Source organism: Samsonia erythrinae (assembly GCF_004342665.1).
Lineage (GTDB): Bacteria > Pseudomonadota > Gammaproteobacteria > Enterobacterales > Enterobacteriaceae > Samsonia > Samsonia erythrinae.
The window spans coordinates 43223-60290 of the sequence record NZ_SMBY01000001.1; the positions used below are offsets into that span (position 1 = coordinate 43223).

A 17068-nucleotide genomic window follows, 5' to 3' on the forward strand; every position below is an offset into this window, starting at 1 on the left:
TATCTTTTCATTACAATAGTAAGTCATGGTGATGACTTAACGGCCTTCCTTTTTGCTTATGACGGCGGTGTGTTTTTCGGTAATGTCGTTGATAGGTGGCGGTAGCGGTCCACCCACAGCTGTGTTGCGCCGCAGACGGCGATAGGCATGATAACCAGATTAAGAAAAGGCACCAGCGTAAACAGGCTGACCAGCGCCCCGAACTGCATGTTAGTGACTTTATGGCGTCGCAACGCCTGACGCATGGCCGAAAAACTCACTTTATGGTTATCGAACGGGTAATCGCAGTATTGAATGGCCAACATCCATGCGCTGAACAGGAACCATAAAACCGGCGCAACAGTTTGCCCGATGCCGGGAATGAAATAGAGAATTAATAACACGACGGCGCGGGGCAGATAGTAGGCCAGCTTTTGCACTTCGCGCTTCATGATGCGTGGAACATCTTTGGCGATGCCGAGTAGACCGCCGTCAGGCTGCGTTTCCCCGGTTAACCGGGCTTCCAACTGTTCGGCTAATAGGCCGTTAAAGGGGGCGGCGATAAAGTTGGCGATGGTGCTGAATAGATAGCCGAACACCAGTAAGATGGAGAACACGGCAAGTGGCCAAATCAGGTAGCTCAGCCATTGCAGCCAGTTCGGAATATGGCTCATCAACTGAGGGATCCAGTCGCCTAACCGGGTAAAGAGCCACCAGAAAGCGCTGCCCATCAGCACAATGTTCATCAGCAAAGGGAGAATGACAAAACGTCGAATACCCGGCAGCGAAATCAAACGCCACCCGGCAAGAAAATAGTGTATGCCGCTACGAGTCTGGTTTACGTTATGGCCGTAAGGCGATTTTTCGGAAGACGAAGACATAGTGTCGATGAACCTGATGATGTGTTTGTTAGGGCATCATATCGGGATGATCTTAAGCTGACCAGCCTGCATTTGAATGAAAAAACAGCAAAAAAGTGCGTTGTATCTATCTTTATTGTCATAAAGCACCGTGTAGGCTTGCACTTGTGTACGCAGGCAAATAGAGTTAGAGGTATAAGTATTTGCCGTGGTGGCAATGTATTGTTGGAACAATTGGGATTGCAATGATGCAGGACTTGCGTCTGATATTAATCGTTGTTGGCGCGATCGCTATAATAGCGCTATTACTGCACGGCCTGTGGACCAGCCGTAAAGAGCGCTCGTCCCTTTTTCGTGACCGCCCGGTTAAACGTGTCAAAAAAGTGCGCGATGAGACGCCGCTCGAAGAGCTTGATGAAGGCGTTGGTGAGGTTCGCGTGCAAGGTACGCGTTCGCCGCAGAATGAACCGTCATTTGGCCGTTACTCTCCCCAAGAGGACGATCGGCAAGAGGCGCAGTCGCCCTTTGAGTCGATGTCGCCGATCTCTTCTTACGATCCCCTGTTGGATGAAGCGACGCCGGTCGATTCTTCGCGCTCTCAGGTTCGTGGTGACGTCGAACCGCAAGTCGTTGTCCCTGACGGGGAAAATATTCCTGAACCGGACATTGCCGCGCCACGCGATGGGTTTGCTTATGATGTTCCGCCCGCGGAGCCGCCCGCCGTGCATCAGCAGCAGGAGCGTTCACCTGCGCCGGCGCAGAAAGCGCCTGAGCCTGCTGAATCCGAAGCGGCGAAAGAAGCGGTTTTGGTACTGCATGTGGTGGCACATCAGGGCGGCGTGATCGGCGGCGAGCTGTTGTTGCAAAGCGTGCTGCAGGCGGGATTCCAGTATGGTGAGATGAATATCTTCCATCGTCATGTTAACCCTGCCGGTACCGGGCCGGTGTTGTTCAGTTTGGCGAATATGGTTAAACCGGGTTCGTTTAATGTGGATGAAATGTCGGAATTCTCGACGCCCGGCGTCTCTATCTTCATGATGGTGCCCTCTTATGGCGACGCCAGCCAGAATTTTAAACTGATGTTACAGTCTGCCCAGCGTATCGCGGACGACGTTGGCGGCGTGGTGCAGGACGACGAGCGCCGGATGATGACGCCGCAGAAGGTTGAGTCCTACAAGGCCCGCATTCGCGATGTGCTGAAAGCAAACGCCTGATAGCACACAGTGTGCGAACGCATCCCGTAGGCGAATGCAGTGAGTGAAAGAGAAGCCTCCGTTCATGGAGGCTTTTTTTATTCTGCGATTTGACCGGATATCGCAAAGCAAGAAAAGGTGAAACGTGGTGAGTGAAGCAAAAGGATTAAAACAAGAGCTGGGGTTGATTCAAGGAGTGGGGTTGCTTTCTACTTCACTATTGGGAACCGGCGTGTTTGCGGTTCCCACGCTGGCGGCACAGCTGGCACAGCAGGACAGTCTGTGGGCGTGGCCGCTTTTGATCATGTTGGTTTTTCCTATCGCGATTGCTTTTGCCGCTCTCGGGCAACGTTTTCCTCATGCGGGCGGCGCGGCGCATTTTGTCAAGATGGCCTTTGGGCCACGCATGGCGCGCGTCACCCGTTGGTTATTTCTATCCGTCATCCCTCTGGGCTTACCCGCTGCCTTACAGATTGCCGCAGGGTTCTGGCAGGCCGCGTTTGGCTGGAGCGATCTGGGGTTGTTGTGCGTACAGTTGCTGACGCTGGGAAGCATCTGGCTACTTGGGCTGCGCGGGGCGGGGTCTAGCGCTAACATCCAGATTGTTATCGCGCTGCTGGTGGTGGCGCTGGTGGCGGCGATTTGGTGGCAGGGAGATATTACGCCGGCACAGATCCCCTGGCCGTCGCTGGCTGCGTTGTCATGGCCGAATACCTTCAGTTCGCTGGCCGTGATGTTCTGGTGCTTCGTTGGTCTGGAAGCCTTTGCCCATATGGCGACGGAGTTTCGGGTGCCGGAGCGGGATTTCCCGCGTGCGCTGCTCATTGGAATGTTGGCTGCCGGCGCGGTTTATTGGGGATGTACGGTAGCGGTATTGCATTTTCAGGCCTACGGTGAGGGAAGGGCGGCAACCGCCTCGCTGCCGGGGATCGTTGTGCAACTGTTTGGTCAGCACGCACTATGGATTGCCTGTCTGGTGGGGTATTTGGCCTGCTTTGCCAGCGTGAATATCTATACGCAGGGCTTTGCCCGTTTAGTCTGGTCTCAGGCCCCGAAAGGGAGCGCATTGGCGAAGCTGTCCACGGGGCAGGCACCGGTTAATGCGCTGTCGATTGTCGTAGCGTGTTGTCTGGCGTGTTGCCTGCTGATTTACTGGCTCCGTTTGCCGCTGGAGGTACTGATTGTGTACGCGAACGGCATTTTTGTGTTGGTTTATCTGCTGTGTATGCTGGCCGGGTGGCGCTTGCTGCAAGGGCGCGCCAAAGTGATGGCCGCCATAGGAAGTCTGCTTTGCTGCGCGCTGCTGCTGATGATTGGCTGGAAGTCATGGTATGCGCTGATTATGTTAGCCATGCTGTGGTTTTTCTTACCCCGTCGGTCTGCTGATTAAGCGGCTTTTTTCGACCATGTCGTGACGCGTACGGTGGTGACGGAAATGATGGCAGAGAGGAAAGGTAATGCCCTGCGCAGGGCATTACCTCGTGATGCTAACTACTCGTTTTCCGGTGCGGCGGCTGGCTTTTCTTCCCCGGACAGCTTCGCTTCCAGTTCGGTCAGACGTTGTTCCAGACGAGCAATCTTCTCTCGCGTGCGGAGCAGAACCTGTGTCTGAATATCGAACTCTTCGCGGTTAACTAAGTCCAGCCGGGTGAGTTGCGCCTGCAAGACCTGACGGATCTTTTTCTCCACATCATCACCCAATTCCCGGATACCTTTTGGCATGGACTCATGCACTTGGCGGGCGATTTGCTCAATCTTCTTTGGGTCAATCATGTCGCTTTCCTGATAGGTTAAGTAAGGTAATGGCTACAGTAAGTGTAATGCGAGTTGCGGGATGGATAAACTAAATCTGACATTTATCCCCGCCATACTTCAGTGGGGCCGTGTATCGCCCAAAATACGAACGTTTTATCCTGCACTTGGGTGATTCAATGGTTTTCACCTGTTCAACTTTTGCTTACTGAATTTCCGCTTATGTTTTGCCTTATTTCCCGTGGCGGATCAATTGCCCTGTCGAGGTATTCGCGTTATAGTAAATGCGCTTATTCTCAGGGCGGGGTGTAATTCCCCACCGGCGGTAAACCAGTGAACGCAGCATCTGCGCACTGGAAGCCCGCGAGCGCTTACGCTGTGTTTTCCGGCCATTGTCGCCGGTTTAATCGGCGTGAGGTCAGCAGATCCGGTGTGATTCCGGGGCCGACGGTTAGAGTCCGGATGGGAGAGAGTAACGGTACCTGTCGGGCTATATGCCCGCTCGCGTTATTTTGTTAACTATTGCCCCGCAACCGGTGGTAATGGTTACTCCTCAAGTTCGCCCTGATTCTGGTAATTCATAACAACATTGAGGTTTTTACCATGAATCAGACATTACTTTCTGAATTTGGCAATCCGACCGAACGCGTAGAGCGTGCACTTGATGCATTACGTCAGGGGCGCGGCGTACTAGTGCTGGATGATGAAGATCGTGAAAACGAAGGTGACATGATTTTCTCCGCTGAAAAGATGACCGTTGAGCAAATGGCGCTGACGATCCGCCACGGTAGCGGCATTGTGTGCCTGTGCCTGACGGAAGAGCGCCGCCAGCAGTTGGAATTGCCGATGATGGTGGAGAAGAATTCCAGCCATTATCAAACGGCGTTTACCGTGACGATTGAAGCGGCTGAAGGTGTGACGACCGGCGTTTCAGCGGCAGACCGACTGACTACGATCCGCACCGCCATTGCGGATAATGCCAAGCCGAGCGATCTCAACCGTCCGGGGCATGTCTTTCCGCTGCGTGCTCAGCCGGGCGGCGTGTTAACCCGTGGTGGTCACACTGAGGCAACGGTGGATTTGATGACGCTGGCGGGTCTGAAACCCTTTGGCGTACTGTGCGAACTGACGAACGATGATGGGTCAATGGCTCATGCGTCGGAAGTCATTACGTTTGCTAAACAGCACGACATGCTGGTGCTGACGATTAAGGATTTGGTGGCTTACCGCCTGGCAGCAGAGCGCAAAGCCAGTTAATCACGGACCATATAGGCTGCCCGGCGTTAAGGCGATAATCGGGCGGCCATAGCGCGAGGTGCCTTGTCGGCACCTTTCATTCCTGTGCCAGTCTGTATTGGCACCGCGTACCCAGAGCTTTTCTATTCCAAAGCGCGGTTCGCCAGATATTCCGGTTCGCCGATGCCGAAAAAAACTCTCCCCGCTTTGCCCAGTACCTTAAAACAGGGAATTATTCACGGGCGCATGATGTCCTGTTTGTCAGGGGATGATGGTCGTAAAGATATCTTTCATGGCTAATGAAGCCTTTTTGTTCTCTAAATCAAGGAAATGTCCGGCATTCTTGATGGTATAAAACTCGCTATTGGGGAGATGATTCTTCAATAGCTTGACTTCATCACTGGTGGTGTATTCATCAAGTTCCCCATTAATGAAGATGACCGGAGTGGATGTTCTATTAATCAGTTTCCTGTAATCACTGTCTTTAAGTTTTATTATCTGCTCAAGGTGAAAACATGCTTGCTTATATTCATGCTGGTCCAGATTAGAGACGTGCCTGTAGTTAGTGCGTTTCAGCGCACGCGGCAAGTATTTACCCACTTCATCATTTAATAAAATCCCCAGCTCTGAGAAATTGTTTGTATAAACGTAATCACGAGCTTTAAGAATATAATATTCCATTTTCTTATTAATCGTCGTAGAGAATGAAGCGACTACGGCTTTTTTAATAATATCGGTATTCTGGCTCATCGCCATGAGCGCTGCCAGACCGCCCCAGGAAGCAGACATGATGATCTCTGGCTTATAGCGCTGGATGAGGGAGTTAATGAGTTCGACTTCTTGCTCTTTGGTGATAATATCCAGCGAGTCATTCATTAGTTTGGATTTTCCCGCGAAGGGCAAATCAAAAAGAATGGTATTCACCCGACCTTCTAAGTGCCTGACCCAGTTATAGAAAGAAGAAGATGTCGCTAATGCACCGTTAATTAATATGGCAGATTTTAACTGTGTATCATGAATATAGCGTTCAACATTGATTTTGAAGCCATTAAAGACAACAGTCTCTTTTTCGATCACCATCAATTGCCTCCATTAAAAAACATTCCATGTGTTATTAGTGGATGATAAAAACCAGCACACCGATATCATTGTCGAATATAGATCTAAGGGTGGGTTTTTTCCATGATTATTTTAATAAAAGAGAATATTTCACTTTAGTGAAGGGATTGTGATGATTTCAATGAATATTAATTACATTGTTATCTTTAACAGGCAAAGATTTTTTATTTCTTATCTGAGTGATAATATGAGAAAAGTCATTTTTTTATTTCTTTTCGACGGTGAATAAACAGGAGAATACACTGCTGTATGAACATATTATTTCAGGGAACATGAACCTGTCTGATGACGCTGATAGGGAAGCACGCTGGTTGGAGAAAATCGCCAGCGTGGTGCGATAGATTACGGTTTTTGCGCCAGCAGCGTGGCAAAGCGCAGTTTAATACGATTACCCTGTGCATCTGTTTTGTGTAACTCGCCAATATCCTCATTGTATTTAAGGATATTCCAGTCGGCATAATAATTTTTCAACTCGCCCTCTTTGAACGTAAACGGGAAAGGCATGGGGCACGGATAATCTTCGGTCGACATTGCCGCAATGATCAGGTTATAGCCGCCGTTAACGGTGCTGTCCTGCATATTACTGATGATATGCGGAATGCGATCGCGTTCCAGAAACATCAGCACGACGGTCGAGAGAATAAAGTCGTATTGTTCTTTGATGGCCGCCAGATTGATGTTGTAGACGCCTGCCCGGATATTTTCCAGCGCTTCGCTTTTGATGATGTTATTCAGCGAATCAATGCTTTGCTCGCTCTTATCACAGGCGGTAACGTCAAACCCGCGCAGATTCAGATACAGCGCATTACGACCGCCGCCACAGCCTAGATCCAGCGTTTTACAGGGCTTGATGTACTGCATTGCGTTGATGACTTCGGAATGGGTGCGCGTCAGGCCATACTTTTTATGATAGAAATCTTCCGGGGTGCAAAAAAAGCTAAGCTGGCACGCCAGATCGTCAGAGAATGAGACGATACGGTGCCACGCCTGCGGTTCCACAAACGGCGGCTGATGCTGTGCGGAGAACTGAAAGGTTTCCAGCGTCTCCCCTTCCTCGGTCAGCATGGAAAAGGTCATCTCTCCTTGCAACACCGTCAGTTTTGCCCAGGTGCCTTCCTGCGTGTTGTGCTTTTCTTGAAACGCGGCAGGCAGCGTTTGGCTGTTCCACTGCGGCATCTTCTTATAACAAATGAGATCTTGCATTGTTACCTCGGTCTGTAGATTGCAAAAGCGATGGCCGTATTCTATTTATCCCTGCGCGGGCTGACCAGAAATATGTATTTCATATGCATTATTTGTGTTTTCGCGTCAGGCGATGGAGGAAAGCTGTCGCAGAAGCGGAAACGCCTCTTTCATCCGTTCTCCGCCGACGACAAAGGCACGCAGTATTTGCCGATCGTCCAGCGCTTTGGCTACCAGTCCCTGAGCGTTCCACTCCTGCTGCCAGTGTAAATCGTTATTGGTGGTATCGCCGGCCATCTGTAAGGGAAACAGCGGCGTTTTGATTTTAACCAGCATCGGCGGCAGGGTTAGCGCCTCACTGGCCCCCAGCAGGTTTTTCGCCAGCGTAATGGCGCCAAGCTGAATCGGTTGCAGGAAAGGCAGAAGCCTACCGTTAATCTCCGCGCAGTCGCCCAGCGCATAAATTTGTGGATCGCTGGTTTGTAACTGCGCATTGGTCTCGATACCTTTTTGCACCGTTAACCCCGCAGCTTTCGCCAATTGTGCGTTGGGCTGTAAACCGATGGCGGAGATGACGTCATCCACTTCCAGGGTGCGTCCATCGGTAAACCTGGCTTGCACGCCGCTTTCCGTTTTTTCCAGCGTCTGCAAGGTGGTATTCAGCAGTAGTGAAATCCCTTGCTGTGTCAGCGTAAAGTGTAAGCGCGCGCTGACTTCAGGCGGCATCAACGCGGACAGGATGGTGCCGGCACAGTCGACCAGCGTGACCCGTTTCCCGGCGCGACCCAGATCCATTGCCAGCTCGGTGCCGATAAGTCCAGCCCCTAAAATCAGTACCCGTTCGGCCTGCCAGAGCCGCTCTTCGTGCGTGCGATACTCTTGCTGGCTATTGAGCGTCATCATGTGTTCGCGCCCCGCGATCGGCGGCACGATGGCGCGGGCGCCGGTGGCGAATACCAGCTTATGGTAATCATAACGTTCCGCGCCGCAGATGACCTGCTGCGAATGGCGGTCAATCGCCGTAACGCGGGTATTGGCCTGTAGTGTAATGCGGGTTTCCTCGGCAAACGTCGCGGCCTGCATTTTGGTCAGATCGTCCGCATGCTGCCGTTGACTCATCACATGACTTAAATCCGGTTTGTTATACTCATCGCCGCTGTCGGCGGTGATCAGGCGGATGGGGCAGTGGGCATCCTGTTTGCGTAGCTGTCTGATAAGCTGGCGGGCAGCAAAGCCCGCGCCGATAATCACAATGTCTTTCATCAGCCTCTCCTTAGCGAATCGGATTAAAGACGTCTTTACCCAGCCCGCACTCCGGGCAGAGGAAGCTGTCTGGCACATCCGACCATGTCGTGCCGGGCATGACATCCTGCATCGGCTCGCCGACTGCCGGATCGTAGATCCACTGACAGACGCTGCACTGCATACAGCCGCTTTCTGACGCTGGCGCCGCGGTTTCATGGCATCCACTGGCGTTCTCGGCAAGGGCGCGTTCGTTTTGCGGCGCAGGGGGAACTTGCGGTGCGGCGGCCTCCTTGAGCGGGGAGAGGACGCGACGGGCTGGCGTATCATCCAGCGGGTGCAGCGCCCACTGGCGGGCGATTTCCCGGCCGTGCTCGCGGCAGACTTCCAGCGCAGAACCGTCAGGACGCCACTTGGTTTTCAGCGCCAGCGTTGTTTCAAATCCGGCGTCCATCAGGCGGGTTTGAATACGATCAACCGCGCCGCCGTTCCAGCCGTAGCTGCCGAACGCGGAGGCTTTCTTGTTTTGGAAACGCAGGCCGGTGATCTCTTCCAGCATGGCGGCGACTTTCGGCATCATCACGTTGTTCATCGTGGACGATCCCACTAATACGCCTTTCGAACGGAAAACCTGCGTGAGGATTTCGTTCTTGTCGTGTCGGGCGACGTTATAGATTTTCACCGCCACGCCGGGGTCGACATCGTTGATGCCTTGCGCAATGGCGTCGGCCATCATGCGGGTGTTATTGGACATGGTGTCATAAAACAGCGTGATGCGATCTTCCTGATAGCTGTCCGCCCACTTCAGATAGAGATGGATAATTTGAGCGGGGTCATCGCGCCATACCACGCCGTGCGAGGTGGCGACCATCGACAGCGGCAGGTTAAAGCCCAGCACTTCTTGGATCTTGGCGGTCACCAACCGGCTGAATGGCGTCAGGATATTCGCGAAATAGCGCTGGCACTGTTCGAACAGCTCAGTCTGGTCGACTTCATCATTAAACAGGTGCTCATCGCAATAGTGCTGGCCGAACGCATCGTTGCTAAACAGCACTGCATCCTCTGTCATGTAGGTCATCATGCTGTCCGGCCAGTGCAGCATCGGCGTTTCGATAAAGATGAGCTGCTTGCCGTTACCGATATCCAGCGTGTCGCCGGTTTTTACCGTGTGGAAATTCCACTCAGGGTGGTGGTGGTGACCGGTGATGGAGTCGATCGCGTTGTGGGTGCAGTAGATCGGCGTGTTGGGAATACGGGCCATCAGTTCGCTCAGTGCGCCGGCGTGATCCTCTTCGGCGTGGTTGATCACGATGTAATCAATCGTATTCAGATCCACTTCCGCCATCAGGTTCTGCACAAAGTCGCGGCTGAATTTGTGATCGACGGTATCGATCAGTACGGTTTTCTCTTCGCGAATTAGGTAGCTGTTGTAGCTGCTGCCTTTTAACGTTTTGTACTCTGTGCCGTGAAAATCACGGACTTCCCAGTCGCGTTGCCCAACCCAGTGAATGTTGTTCTTAACGTGAATCGCCATCGTCTGAAACCTCAATAATCATAAACGGGAAAATATGCTGTAGAGATTGCAGAAAGCGTGCCAGTTTTTAATTCATTGATTTTTAAATATTTAGTAAATTACCGTTGTCATAATGACATTGCTTGTCTATTGTCTTAATGACACATCTTCTGTCATAAGGACATACCGTGGCGCTTTCTATCAATGATCTCGCGCGTATCGCGATTGAACTGCAAATGGGGATCTCGAATCAGGATCGTTTTCAGCGCCTGATTAACAGCCTGCGCCAACTGCTGCGCTGTGATGCATCGGCACTGCTGCGTTATGAAAATCAACTGTTTCGCCCGTTGGCGATTGATGGTCTGGCGCCGGATGTGCTGGGCCGGCGTTTTCGCCTGTCCGACCACCCTCGGTTGGAAGCGATAGCCCGCGCCGGGGATGTGGTGCGTTTCCCGGCGGATAGCCAACTGCCCGATCCGTATGACGGCTTAATTCCCAGTCAGGCGGCGCTTAAAGTTCACGCCTGCGTTGGCCTACCGCTATTTGCTAATCAGAACCTGATCGGCGCGTTGACCGTCGATGGCATGGATCCTTACCAGTTCGACCATTTCAGCGATGAAGAACTGCGGCTGGTGGGCGCGATGGCGGCGGCGGCGCTCAGTAACGCGTTGTTGATGGAGCGCCTTGAACGGCAATTGCCCGCGCCGGTTCACGCTGAAAGCCCTGCGGCGGAAAGCGTTGATGAGATGATTGGGCTGTCGGAGCCGATGCAAAGATTAAAAAAAGAGGTGGATATCGTTGCAGGTTCCGATCTCAACGTGCTGATTATGGGGGAAACCGGCGTCGGTAAAGAGCTGGTGGCGCGGGCGATTCATCGCGGTTCCCAGCGTGCCAGTCACCCTCTGGTGTACCTGAACTGCGCCGCGCTGCCGGAATCGGTCGCGGAGAGCGAGCTGTTTGGTCATGTGAAGGGGGCGTTTACCGGCGCCATTCATCATCGTACCGGCAAGTTTGAAATGGCGGACAACGGCACGCTGTTTCTGGATGAGATTGGCGAGTTATCCTTAACGCTACAGGCGAAGCTGTTGCGCGTCTTACAGTATGGCGACCTGCAACGGGTGGGCGATGACAGCAGCCTGAAAGTCAACGTGCGCGTGCTGGCGGCGACCAACCGCGACCTGCGGCAGGCGGTGCTGGATGGCGCTTTTCGCGCAGATTTGTTCCATCGACTGAGCGTGTTTCCGCTGTCCGTGCCGCCGCTGCGCGAGCGCGGGCAGGATGTGGGGCTGCTCGCCGGTTTCTTCTGCGAACGGAGTCGTGCGCAACTGGGGCTGACGCGTCTGGCATTAACGGCGGAGGCGAGCGCGCTGCTGGAGCGGTACGATTGGCCGGGGAACGTGCGCGAGCTGGAACACGCCATTTATCGTGCCACCGTGTTGGCGAAAGCAGGGCAGGAATCGGGCGAGGTGCTGTTGGGGCCTGAGCATTTCAATCTCGAACTTTCCTCCCAACCTGTCCTTTCCGCCGTCGGTGCGTCTAATGCGAACGAAAGTTCCCCCGTTTCTTTCATCGGCGGCGGTCTGCGTGAGGCAACGGATGACTATCAGCGTCGGATCATCCAGCAAACGCTGAACCACCATCAGGGAAACTGGTCCGCCTGCGCCCGGGCGCTGGAAATGGACAGCGGTAATCTGCACCGTCTGGCGAAGCGGCTGGGTATCAAATAAAAAAACGCCCCGATAGTCGGGGCGTTGGCACACGAAATATCTCCTAACCTCTCATCACGACAAGACTGAGTTAACCGCATTTCACGCATTTGGCGCTCTGGATCACCTGGAAGAAATCGTTACCTTTATCATCCACCAGAATGAAGGCGGGGAAATCTTCCACTTCAATCTTCCAGATCGCTTCCATACCGAGTTCGGGGTACTCCACGCAGGTCAGACTCTTGATGCTGTTCTGCGCCAGTATCGCCGCCGGGCCGCCGATGCTGCCGAGATAAAAGCCGCCATGTTTTTTACAGGCGTCGGTCACCTGCTGGCTACGGTTGCCTTTCGCCAGCATGATCATGCTACCGCCGTGGGCTTGCAGTAAATCGACGTAAGAATCCATACGGCCAGCGGTGGTCGGGCCTAGCGAACCGGACGGGTAGCCTTCTGGCGTTTTCGCCGGCCCTGCGTAGTAGATAGGGTGATCTTTGATGTACTGCGGCAGATCCTCTCCGTTATCCAGACGCTCTTTCAACTTGGCGTGGGCGATATCGCGCCCCACGATGATGGTGCCGGTGAGCGACAGGCGCGTGGAGACCGGATATTGCGACAGCGTTTTCAGGATCTCCGCCATCGGACGGTTCAGATCGATTTTCACCGCATCGCCTTCGCCGGCTTCACGCAGATGCTCTGGGATGTATTTGCCAGGGTTCTGCTCCAGTTGTTCGAGCCAAATGCCCTTGCGGTTGATTTTGCCTTTGATGTTACGGTCTGCGGAACAGGACACGCCCATGCCGACCGGACAAGAGGCACCGTGGCGCGGCAGGCGAATAATCCGCACATCGTGCGCAAAATATTTGCCGCCGAACTGGGCGCCCAAACCTAAGTCGCGCGCCGCCTCCAGAATTTCCTGCTCCAGCGCGAGATCGCGGAATGCCTGACCGTGTTCGTTGCCTTCGGTCGGCAGTTCATCGTAGTACTTGGTTGAAGCCAGCTTAACGGTTTTCAGCGTCGTTTCCGCCGACGTGCCGCCGATGACAAAAGCAATGTGATACGGCGGGCAGGCTGCGGTGCCCAGCGAGCGCATTTTCTCGATCAGGAAGCTTTTCAGCTTACCCGGCGTCAGCAACGCTTTTGTTTCCTGATACAGATAGGTTTTGTTAGCCGAACCACCGCCTTTGGTGACGAACAGGAATTTATAGTCTTCGCCGTCGGTGCTGTAGAGGTCAATCTGCGCCGGCAGGTTGGTGCCGGTGTTAACCTCTTTATACATATCCAGCGGGGCGTTTTGCGAGTACCTAAGGTTGTCTTCAATGAATGTGTTATACACCCCGCGCGACAGGGCTTCGGCATCGTTACCGCCGGTCCACACGTTCTGGCCTTTTTTACCGACGATAATCGCGGTCCCCGTGTCCTGACAGGTCGGCAGGATCCCTTTGGCGGAAATTTCCGAGTTGCGCAGGAATTGCAGTGCGACGTATTTATCGTTTTCGCTGGCTTCCGGGTCGTGAAGAATATCGGCAACTTGCTGCTGGTGGGCGGGACGGAGCATAAAAGAGGCATCGTGGAAGGCTTGCTGAGCCAGAAGCGTCAAGGCCTCCGGTTCGATTTTCAGAATGTCCTGACCTTCAAACTGCGCGACGGAGACAAAATCGCTGCTCAGCAGGCGATATTCGGTATCATCTTTACCGAGTGGAAAAGGCTCTTGGTAATAAAAGGGTTTATTCGACATTTTTTTCTCACTTGCAATTGCGTTAATTAGTAAATTTTCACCTTATGTCCCCGTCATACTCAGTGGGTTAGCGTATATGATTAAACGTCTTGTTATTAAGGCGTATTACCGCAGCACGACAGGAATATCTCGAATACAAATTAGTCAACGCGACAATAGTATGGCTTTTTATCGGGAACTACTACTTTAGTACATCACAATAATCATCATGTGGCGGGTTATTTTTTATTCCATAATTAATTAAGTAAATAAAATGGTTAAATCAGGAACAATATCCGTTTTATTTTTGATTTTATCTGGCGCGACAGCTTTTACATTGTCCGGCGTTATCATGCCCTGTCAGGCTATCTCTGGGGGTGCTCAGGGAAATGCGGGCGACGGGAGAGAGGCGCGGTTTCATATTAACCAGAGGAGTTATCGCGATGAACCTTGATTTATTCGCTGATGAAGCGCCGCGCCGCTGGACGGAAACGCTGGCGCCTCAGGCGACTGTTCTGCATGGCTGGGCCGGTGACGATGCGCCGGCACTGATGGCGGCGCTGCAATCCATCATTGCTCGCGTGCCGCTGCGTCATATGGTGACGCCGGGCGGTTTTGTGATGTCAGTCGCGATGAGTAATTGTGGACGGCTCGGCTGGGTAACGGATGCGTCCGGCTATCGTTACACCTCGCACGATCCGTTAAGCGGGGAACCGTGGCCCGCCATGCCGGAGATCTTTTCCCAACTGGCGCGACGGGCAGCCAGCGAAGCGGGTTTTGCTGATTTTGAACCCGATGCCTGTTTGATCAACCGCTATGATGTCGGCACGCGTATGTCTCTGCATCAGGATAGAAATGAACGGGATTTTCGCCAGCCTATCGTTTCGGTTTCGCTGGGCCTCAGCGCCACGTTCCTCTTTGGCGGTATGGCGCGTCGCGATAAAACGCGGCGGGTTGCGCTGATGCACGGTGATGTGGTGGTTTGGGGCGGTGAATCACGCCTCCGCTTTCACGGTATCCTGCCGTTGAAAAAGGGGGCTGTCCCTGAAGGGATGCCGGATGACTGCCGCTTTAACCTGACGTTTCGTAAAGCCGGGTAGCACGGTTTTCTCTGCCTGAGTAATCTTTCCGGTACCGCATGGCGGTGCCCATTCCCCCGCGGTATTGACGATGTTTGACTCGTCCTTTGTCTGAAAAACAGCCCCTATATGCATAAATGTGAAGCAATTCAAGTTATCTCTATGGATATACTTGTATGGTAGTATCCATAAAGTGAATCATTCTATGTAAAGAAGGATAAGTAACGTGAAGATTGTCAGCGCTGAAGTGTTTGTCACCTGCCCGGGACGGAATTTTGTCACCCTGAAAATTACGACAGACAGCGGATTAACCGGTCTGGGCGATGCGACACTCAACGGGCGTGAGCTGCCGGTGGCCTCTTACCTTAAGGATCATGTCTGTCCGCAGCTGATTGGCCGCGATGCGCACCAGATCGAAGACATTTGGCAGTATTTCTACAAAGGCGCCTATTGGCGTCGCGGCCCGGTGACCATGTCGGCCATTTCGGCTGTCGACATGGCGCTGTGGGACATCAAGGCGAAAGCCGCCAATATGCCGCTTTATCAACTGCTTGGCGGCGCGTCGCGCACGGGCGTGATGGTCTATTGCCATACGACGGGCCGTACCATTGATGAAGTGCTGGATGATTACGCCAAACACCGCGATATGGGCTTTAAGGCGATTCGTGTGCAGTGTGGGGTGCCCGGTATGGAAACCACCTACGGGATGGCGAAAGGCAAAGGGTTAGCCTATGAACCGGCAACGAAGGGCAACTGGCCGGAAGAACAGCTGTGGTCGACGGAGAAATATCTCGACTTCACGCCAAAACTGTTTGAAGCCGTGCGCGATAAGTTTGGTTTTAACGAACACCTGCTGCACGACATGCATCACCGTCTGACGCCGATTGAAGCGGCACGCTTTGGTCAGCGTATTGAGGACTATCGCCTCTTCTGGATGGAAGATCCGACGCCGGCGGAAAATCAGGAATGCTTTCGTTTAATCCGTCAACATACCGTCACACCGATTGCGGTTGGCGAGGTTTTTAACAGCATTTGGGATTGCAAACAGCTGATCGAAGAACAGCTTATCGACTATATCCGTACCACGATAACCCACGCCGGGGGGATTACCGGTATGCGCCGTATCGCCGACTTTGCGTCGCTCTATCAGGTGCGAACCGGTTCGCATGGCCCGTCGGATTTATCGCCTGTCTGCATGGCGGCGGCGCTGCATTTCGACCTCTGGGTGCCAAACTTCGGCGTACAGGAATACATGGGGTACTCAGAGCAAATGCTGGAAGTGTTCCCGCATAACTGGACGTTCGATAACGGCTATATGCACCCGGGCGACAAGCCCGGTTTAGGCATTGAGTTTGATGAAAAGCTGGCGGCGAAATATCCCTATGATCCCGCTTATTTGCCGGTTGCCCGCCTGGAAGACGGTACGTTGTGGAATTGGTAAGACGAGGCCAAAACATGAAAAGCATTGTGATACAGCAGCCGAATGCGTTGGTGATTGAAGAACGCCAGATTCCCCAGCCCGCGGCGGGCGAAGTGCGAGTAAAGGTAAAGCTGGCGGGCATCTGCGGTTCGGATAGCCACATCTACCGTGGGCATAATCCTTTTGCCAAATACCCGCGCGTGATCGGGCATGAATTTTTCGGCGTGATTGAGGCCGTTGGCGAAGGGGTGGATGCTGCCCGGCTTGGCGAGCGCGTCTCCGTCGACCCGGTCGTCAGCTGCGGCCATTGCTACCCGTGTTCCATCGGCAAACCCAACGTCTGCACCACGCTGGTGGTGTTGGGCGTACATCGCGACGGCGGATTCAGCGAGTACGCGACCGTACCGGCGAAAAACGCGCACCCGATCCCGAACGAAATCCCCGATGAGTTCGCCGTGATGGTGGAGCCTTTCACCATTTCCGCCAACGTGACGGCACAGGTGAAACCGACGGAACAGGATGTCGCCCTGATTTATGGCGCAGGGCCGATGGGATTGACCTCTGTGCAGGTATTGAAAGGCGTGTTTAACGTGCGGGAAGTGATTGTCGTTGATCGTATTCCCGAGCGTCTGGATATGGCGTTACGTAGTGGCGCAGACAGGGTGATCAATAACGCATCGCTGTCGTTGATCGGGGAACTGGAGACGCTGAAGATCAAGCCTACGCTGATTATTGACGCCGCCTGCCATCCTTCTATTTTGCAGGAGGCCATTACGATTGCATCTCCCACCGCGCGTATCGCCATCATGGGATTTTCCAGCGACCCTTGTCAGATCAGCCAGCAGGGGATCACAAGCAAAGAACTCGCTATTTTTTCATCCCGGTTGAATGCCAATAAATTCCCCATCGTGATTACGTGGCTGAAAGAGAAACGTATCGATCCGGCAAAACTGATTACGCATCGGTTTGATTATCAGCAGGTAGTAAAGGCGATGGAGGTCTTTGAAAAAGATCAGACGCGCTGCTGCAAAGTCCTGCTGACATTTAATGAACCTTAATCGTCATCAATATGG

14 protein-coding genes and 1 riboswitch are annotated in these 17068 nt (G+C 53.2%); of the genes, 7 read left to right on the plus strand and 7 right to left on the minus strand.

Annotation, left to right across the window (positions count from 1 at the left end):
- Positions 1 to 56 precede the first annotated feature (56 nt).
- Positions 57 to 860: a sulfate transporter CysZ gene (gene cysZ / locus EDC54_RS00180; RefSeq protein WP_132452108.1), complete on the minus strand. Its 804-nt coding sequence runs from the start codon at positions 858 to 860 to the stop codon at positions 57 to 59.
- A gap of 224 nt (positions 861 to 1084) precedes the next feature.
- On the opposite strand from cysZ, the gene zipA reads away from it, so the two are divergent.
- Together zipA and yjeH are read left to right on the plus strand one after the other, a co-directional pair.
- Complete coding sequence (zipA, locus tag EDC54_RS00185; RefSeq protein WP_196238421.1) at positions 1085 to 2053, plus strand: cell division protein ZipA; 969 nt, start codon at positions 1085 to 1087, stop codon at positions 2051 to 2053.
- 127 nt (positions 2054 to 2180) lie between these two features.
- The gene (gene yjeH / locus EDC54_RS00190; RefSeq protein WP_132452110.1) at positions 2181 to 3422 is read left to right on the plus strand and encodes an L-methionine/branched-chain amino acid transporter; all 1242 of its coding nucleotides are present in this window, start codon (positions 2181 to 2183) and stop codon (positions 3420 to 3422) included.
- 101 nt (positions 3423 to 3523) lie between these two features.
- On the opposite strand, the gene ubiK is transcribed toward yjeH, so the two are convergent.
- The gene (gene ubiK, locus EDC54_RS00195; RefSeq protein WP_132452112.1) at positions 3524 to 3805 is read right to left on the minus strand and encodes a ubiquinone biosynthesis accessory factor UbiK; all 282 of its coding nucleotides are present in this window, start codon (positions 3803 to 3805) and stop codon (positions 3524 to 3526) included.
- A 267-nt stretch (positions 3806 to 4072) separates the two neighbouring features.
- Positions 4073 to 4262: riboswitch (FMN riboswitch) on the plus strand.
- 125 nt (positions 4263 to 4387) lie between these two features.
- Between ubiK and ribB the strand changes: the two genes are divergently transcribed.
- Complete coding sequence (gene ribB, locus EDC54_RS00200) at positions 4388 to 5041, plus strand: 3,4-dihydroxy-2-butanone-4-phosphate synthase (protein ID WP_132452114.1); 654 nt, start codon at positions 4388 to 4390, stop codon at positions 5039 to 5041.
- Between the two features lie 240 nt (positions 5042 to 5281).
- Here the strand turns inward: ribB and EDC54_RS00205 are convergent, their stop codons facing one another.
- The 4 genes from EDC54_RS00205 to norV form a co-directional block, all read right to left on the minus strand.
- The gene (locus EDC54_RS00205) at positions 5282 to 6100 is read right to left on the minus strand and encodes an alpha/beta fold hydrolase (protein WP_132452116.1); all 819 of its coding nucleotides are present in this window, start codon (positions 6098 to 6100) and stop codon (positions 5282 to 5284) included.
- A gap of 381 nt (positions 6101 to 6481) precedes the next feature.
- Complete coding sequence (gene tehB, locus EDC54_RS00210) at positions 6482 to 7342, minus strand: SAM-dependent methyltransferase TehB (RefSeq protein WP_132452118.1); 861 nt, start codon at positions 7340 to 7342, stop codon at positions 6482 to 6484.
- Between the two features lie 105 nt (positions 7343 to 7447).
- The gene (gene norW / locus EDC54_RS00215; RefSeq protein ID WP_132452120.1) at positions 7448 to 8584 is read right to left on the minus strand and encodes an NADH:flavorubredoxin reductase NorW; all 1137 of its coding nucleotides are present in this window, start codon (positions 8582 to 8584) and stop codon (positions 7448 to 7450) included.
- Between the two features lie 10 nt (positions 8585 to 8594).
- Positions 8595 to 10097, minus strand: coding sequence for an anaerobic nitric oxide reductase flavorubredoxin (gene norV / locus EDC54_RS00220; RefSeq protein WP_132452122.1), 1503 nt, complete (start codon positions 10095 to 10097; stop codon positions 8595 to 8597).
- A 167-nt stretch (positions 10098 to 10264) separates the two neighbouring features.
- On the opposite strand from norV, the gene norR reads away from it, so the two are divergent.
- On the plus strand, positions 10265 to 11803 hold the full coding sequence (gene norR, locus EDC54_RS00225; protein ID WP_132452124.1) for a nitric oxide reductase transcriptional regulator NorR: 1539 nt from the start codon (positions 10265 to 10267) through the stop codon (positions 11801 to 11803).
- Positions 11804 to 11873: 70 nt separating this feature from the next.
- On the opposite strand, the gene fumA is transcribed toward norR, so the two are convergent.
- Positions 11874 to 13517: a class I fumarate hydratase FumA gene (gene fumA / locus EDC54_RS00230; protein WP_132452126.1), complete on the minus strand. Its 1644-nt coding sequence runs from the start codon at positions 13515 to 13517 to the stop codon at positions 11874 to 11876.
- Between the two features lie 422 nt (positions 13518 to 13939).
- Here fumA and alkB point away from each other — a divergent pair, with 422 nt between their 5' ends.
- The 3 genes from alkB to EDC54_RS00245 all read left to right on the plus strand — a co-directional run bounded on the left by alkB (position 13940) and on the right by EDC54_RS00245 (position 17053).
- Positions 13940 to 14596 (plus strand): DNA oxidative demethylase AlkB, encoded by a 657-nt coding sequence (alkB, locus tag EDC54_RS00235; RefSeq protein WP_132452128.1) that lies wholly within the window; start codon positions 13940 to 13942, stop codon positions 14594 to 14596.
- A gap of 205 nt (positions 14597 to 14801) precedes the next feature.
- On the plus strand, positions 14802 to 16016 hold the full coding sequence (gene manD / locus EDC54_RS00240) for a D-mannonate dehydratase ManD (protein WP_132452130.1): 1215 nt from the start codon (positions 14802 to 14804) through the stop codon (positions 16014 to 16016).
- A gap of 14 nt (positions 16017 to 16030) precedes the next feature.
- Positions 16031 to 17053, plus strand: a complete 1023-nt coding sequence (locus EDC54_RS00245) for a Zn-dependent oxidoreductase (protein WP_132452132.1) — start codon at positions 16031 to 16033, stop codon at positions 17051 to 17053.
- Positions 17054 to 17068: the final 15 nt, after the last annotated feature.

What these genes read in the sequence shown, in the direction of transcription:
- norV (WP_132452122.1), bottom strand. Translation starts at nt 10,097, where the DNA reads ATGGCGATTCACGTTAAGAACAACATTCACTGGGTTGGGCAACGCGAC.
- ribB (WP_132452114.1), top strand. Translation starts at nt 4,388, where the DNA reads ATGAATCAGACATTACTTTCTGAATTTGGCAATCCGACCGAACGCGTA.
- norW (WP_132452120.1), bottom strand. Translation starts at nt 8,584, where the DNA reads ATGAAAGACATTGTGATTATCGGCGCGGGCTTTGCTGCCCGCCAGCTT.
- EDC54_RS00205 (WP_132452116.1), bottom strand. Translation starts at nt 6,100, where the DNA reads ATGGTGATCGAAAAAGAGACTGTTGTCTTTAATGGCTTCAAAATCAAT.
- alkB (WP_132452128.1), top strand. Translation starts at nt 13,940, where the DNA reads ATGAACCTTGATTTATTCGCTGATGAAGCGCCGCGCCGCTGGACGGAA.
- cysZ (WP_132452108.1), bottom strand. Translation starts at nt 860, where the DNA reads ATGTCTTCGTCTTCCGAAAAATCGCCTTACGGCCATAACGTAAACCAG.
- EDC54_RS00245 (WP_132452132.1), top strand. Translation starts at nt 16,031, where the DNA reads ATGAAAAGCATTGTGATACAGCAGCCGAATGCGTTGGTGATTGAAGAA.
- fumA (WP_132452126.1), bottom strand. Translation starts at nt 13,517, where the DNA reads ATGTCGAATAAACCCTTTTATTACCAAGAGCCTTTTCCACTCGGTAAA.
- zipA (WP_196238421.1), top strand. Translation starts at nt 1,085, where the DNA reads ATGATGCAGGACTTGCGTCTGATATTAATCGTTGTTGGCGCGATCGCT.
- tehB (WP_132452118.1), bottom strand. Translation starts at nt 7,342, where the DNA reads ATGCAAGATCTCATTTGTTATAAGAAGATGCCGCAGTGGAACAGCCAA.
- ubiK (WP_132452112.1), bottom strand. Translation starts at nt 3,805, where the DNA reads ATGATTGACCCAAAGAAGATTGAGCAAATCGCCCGCCAAGTGCATGAG.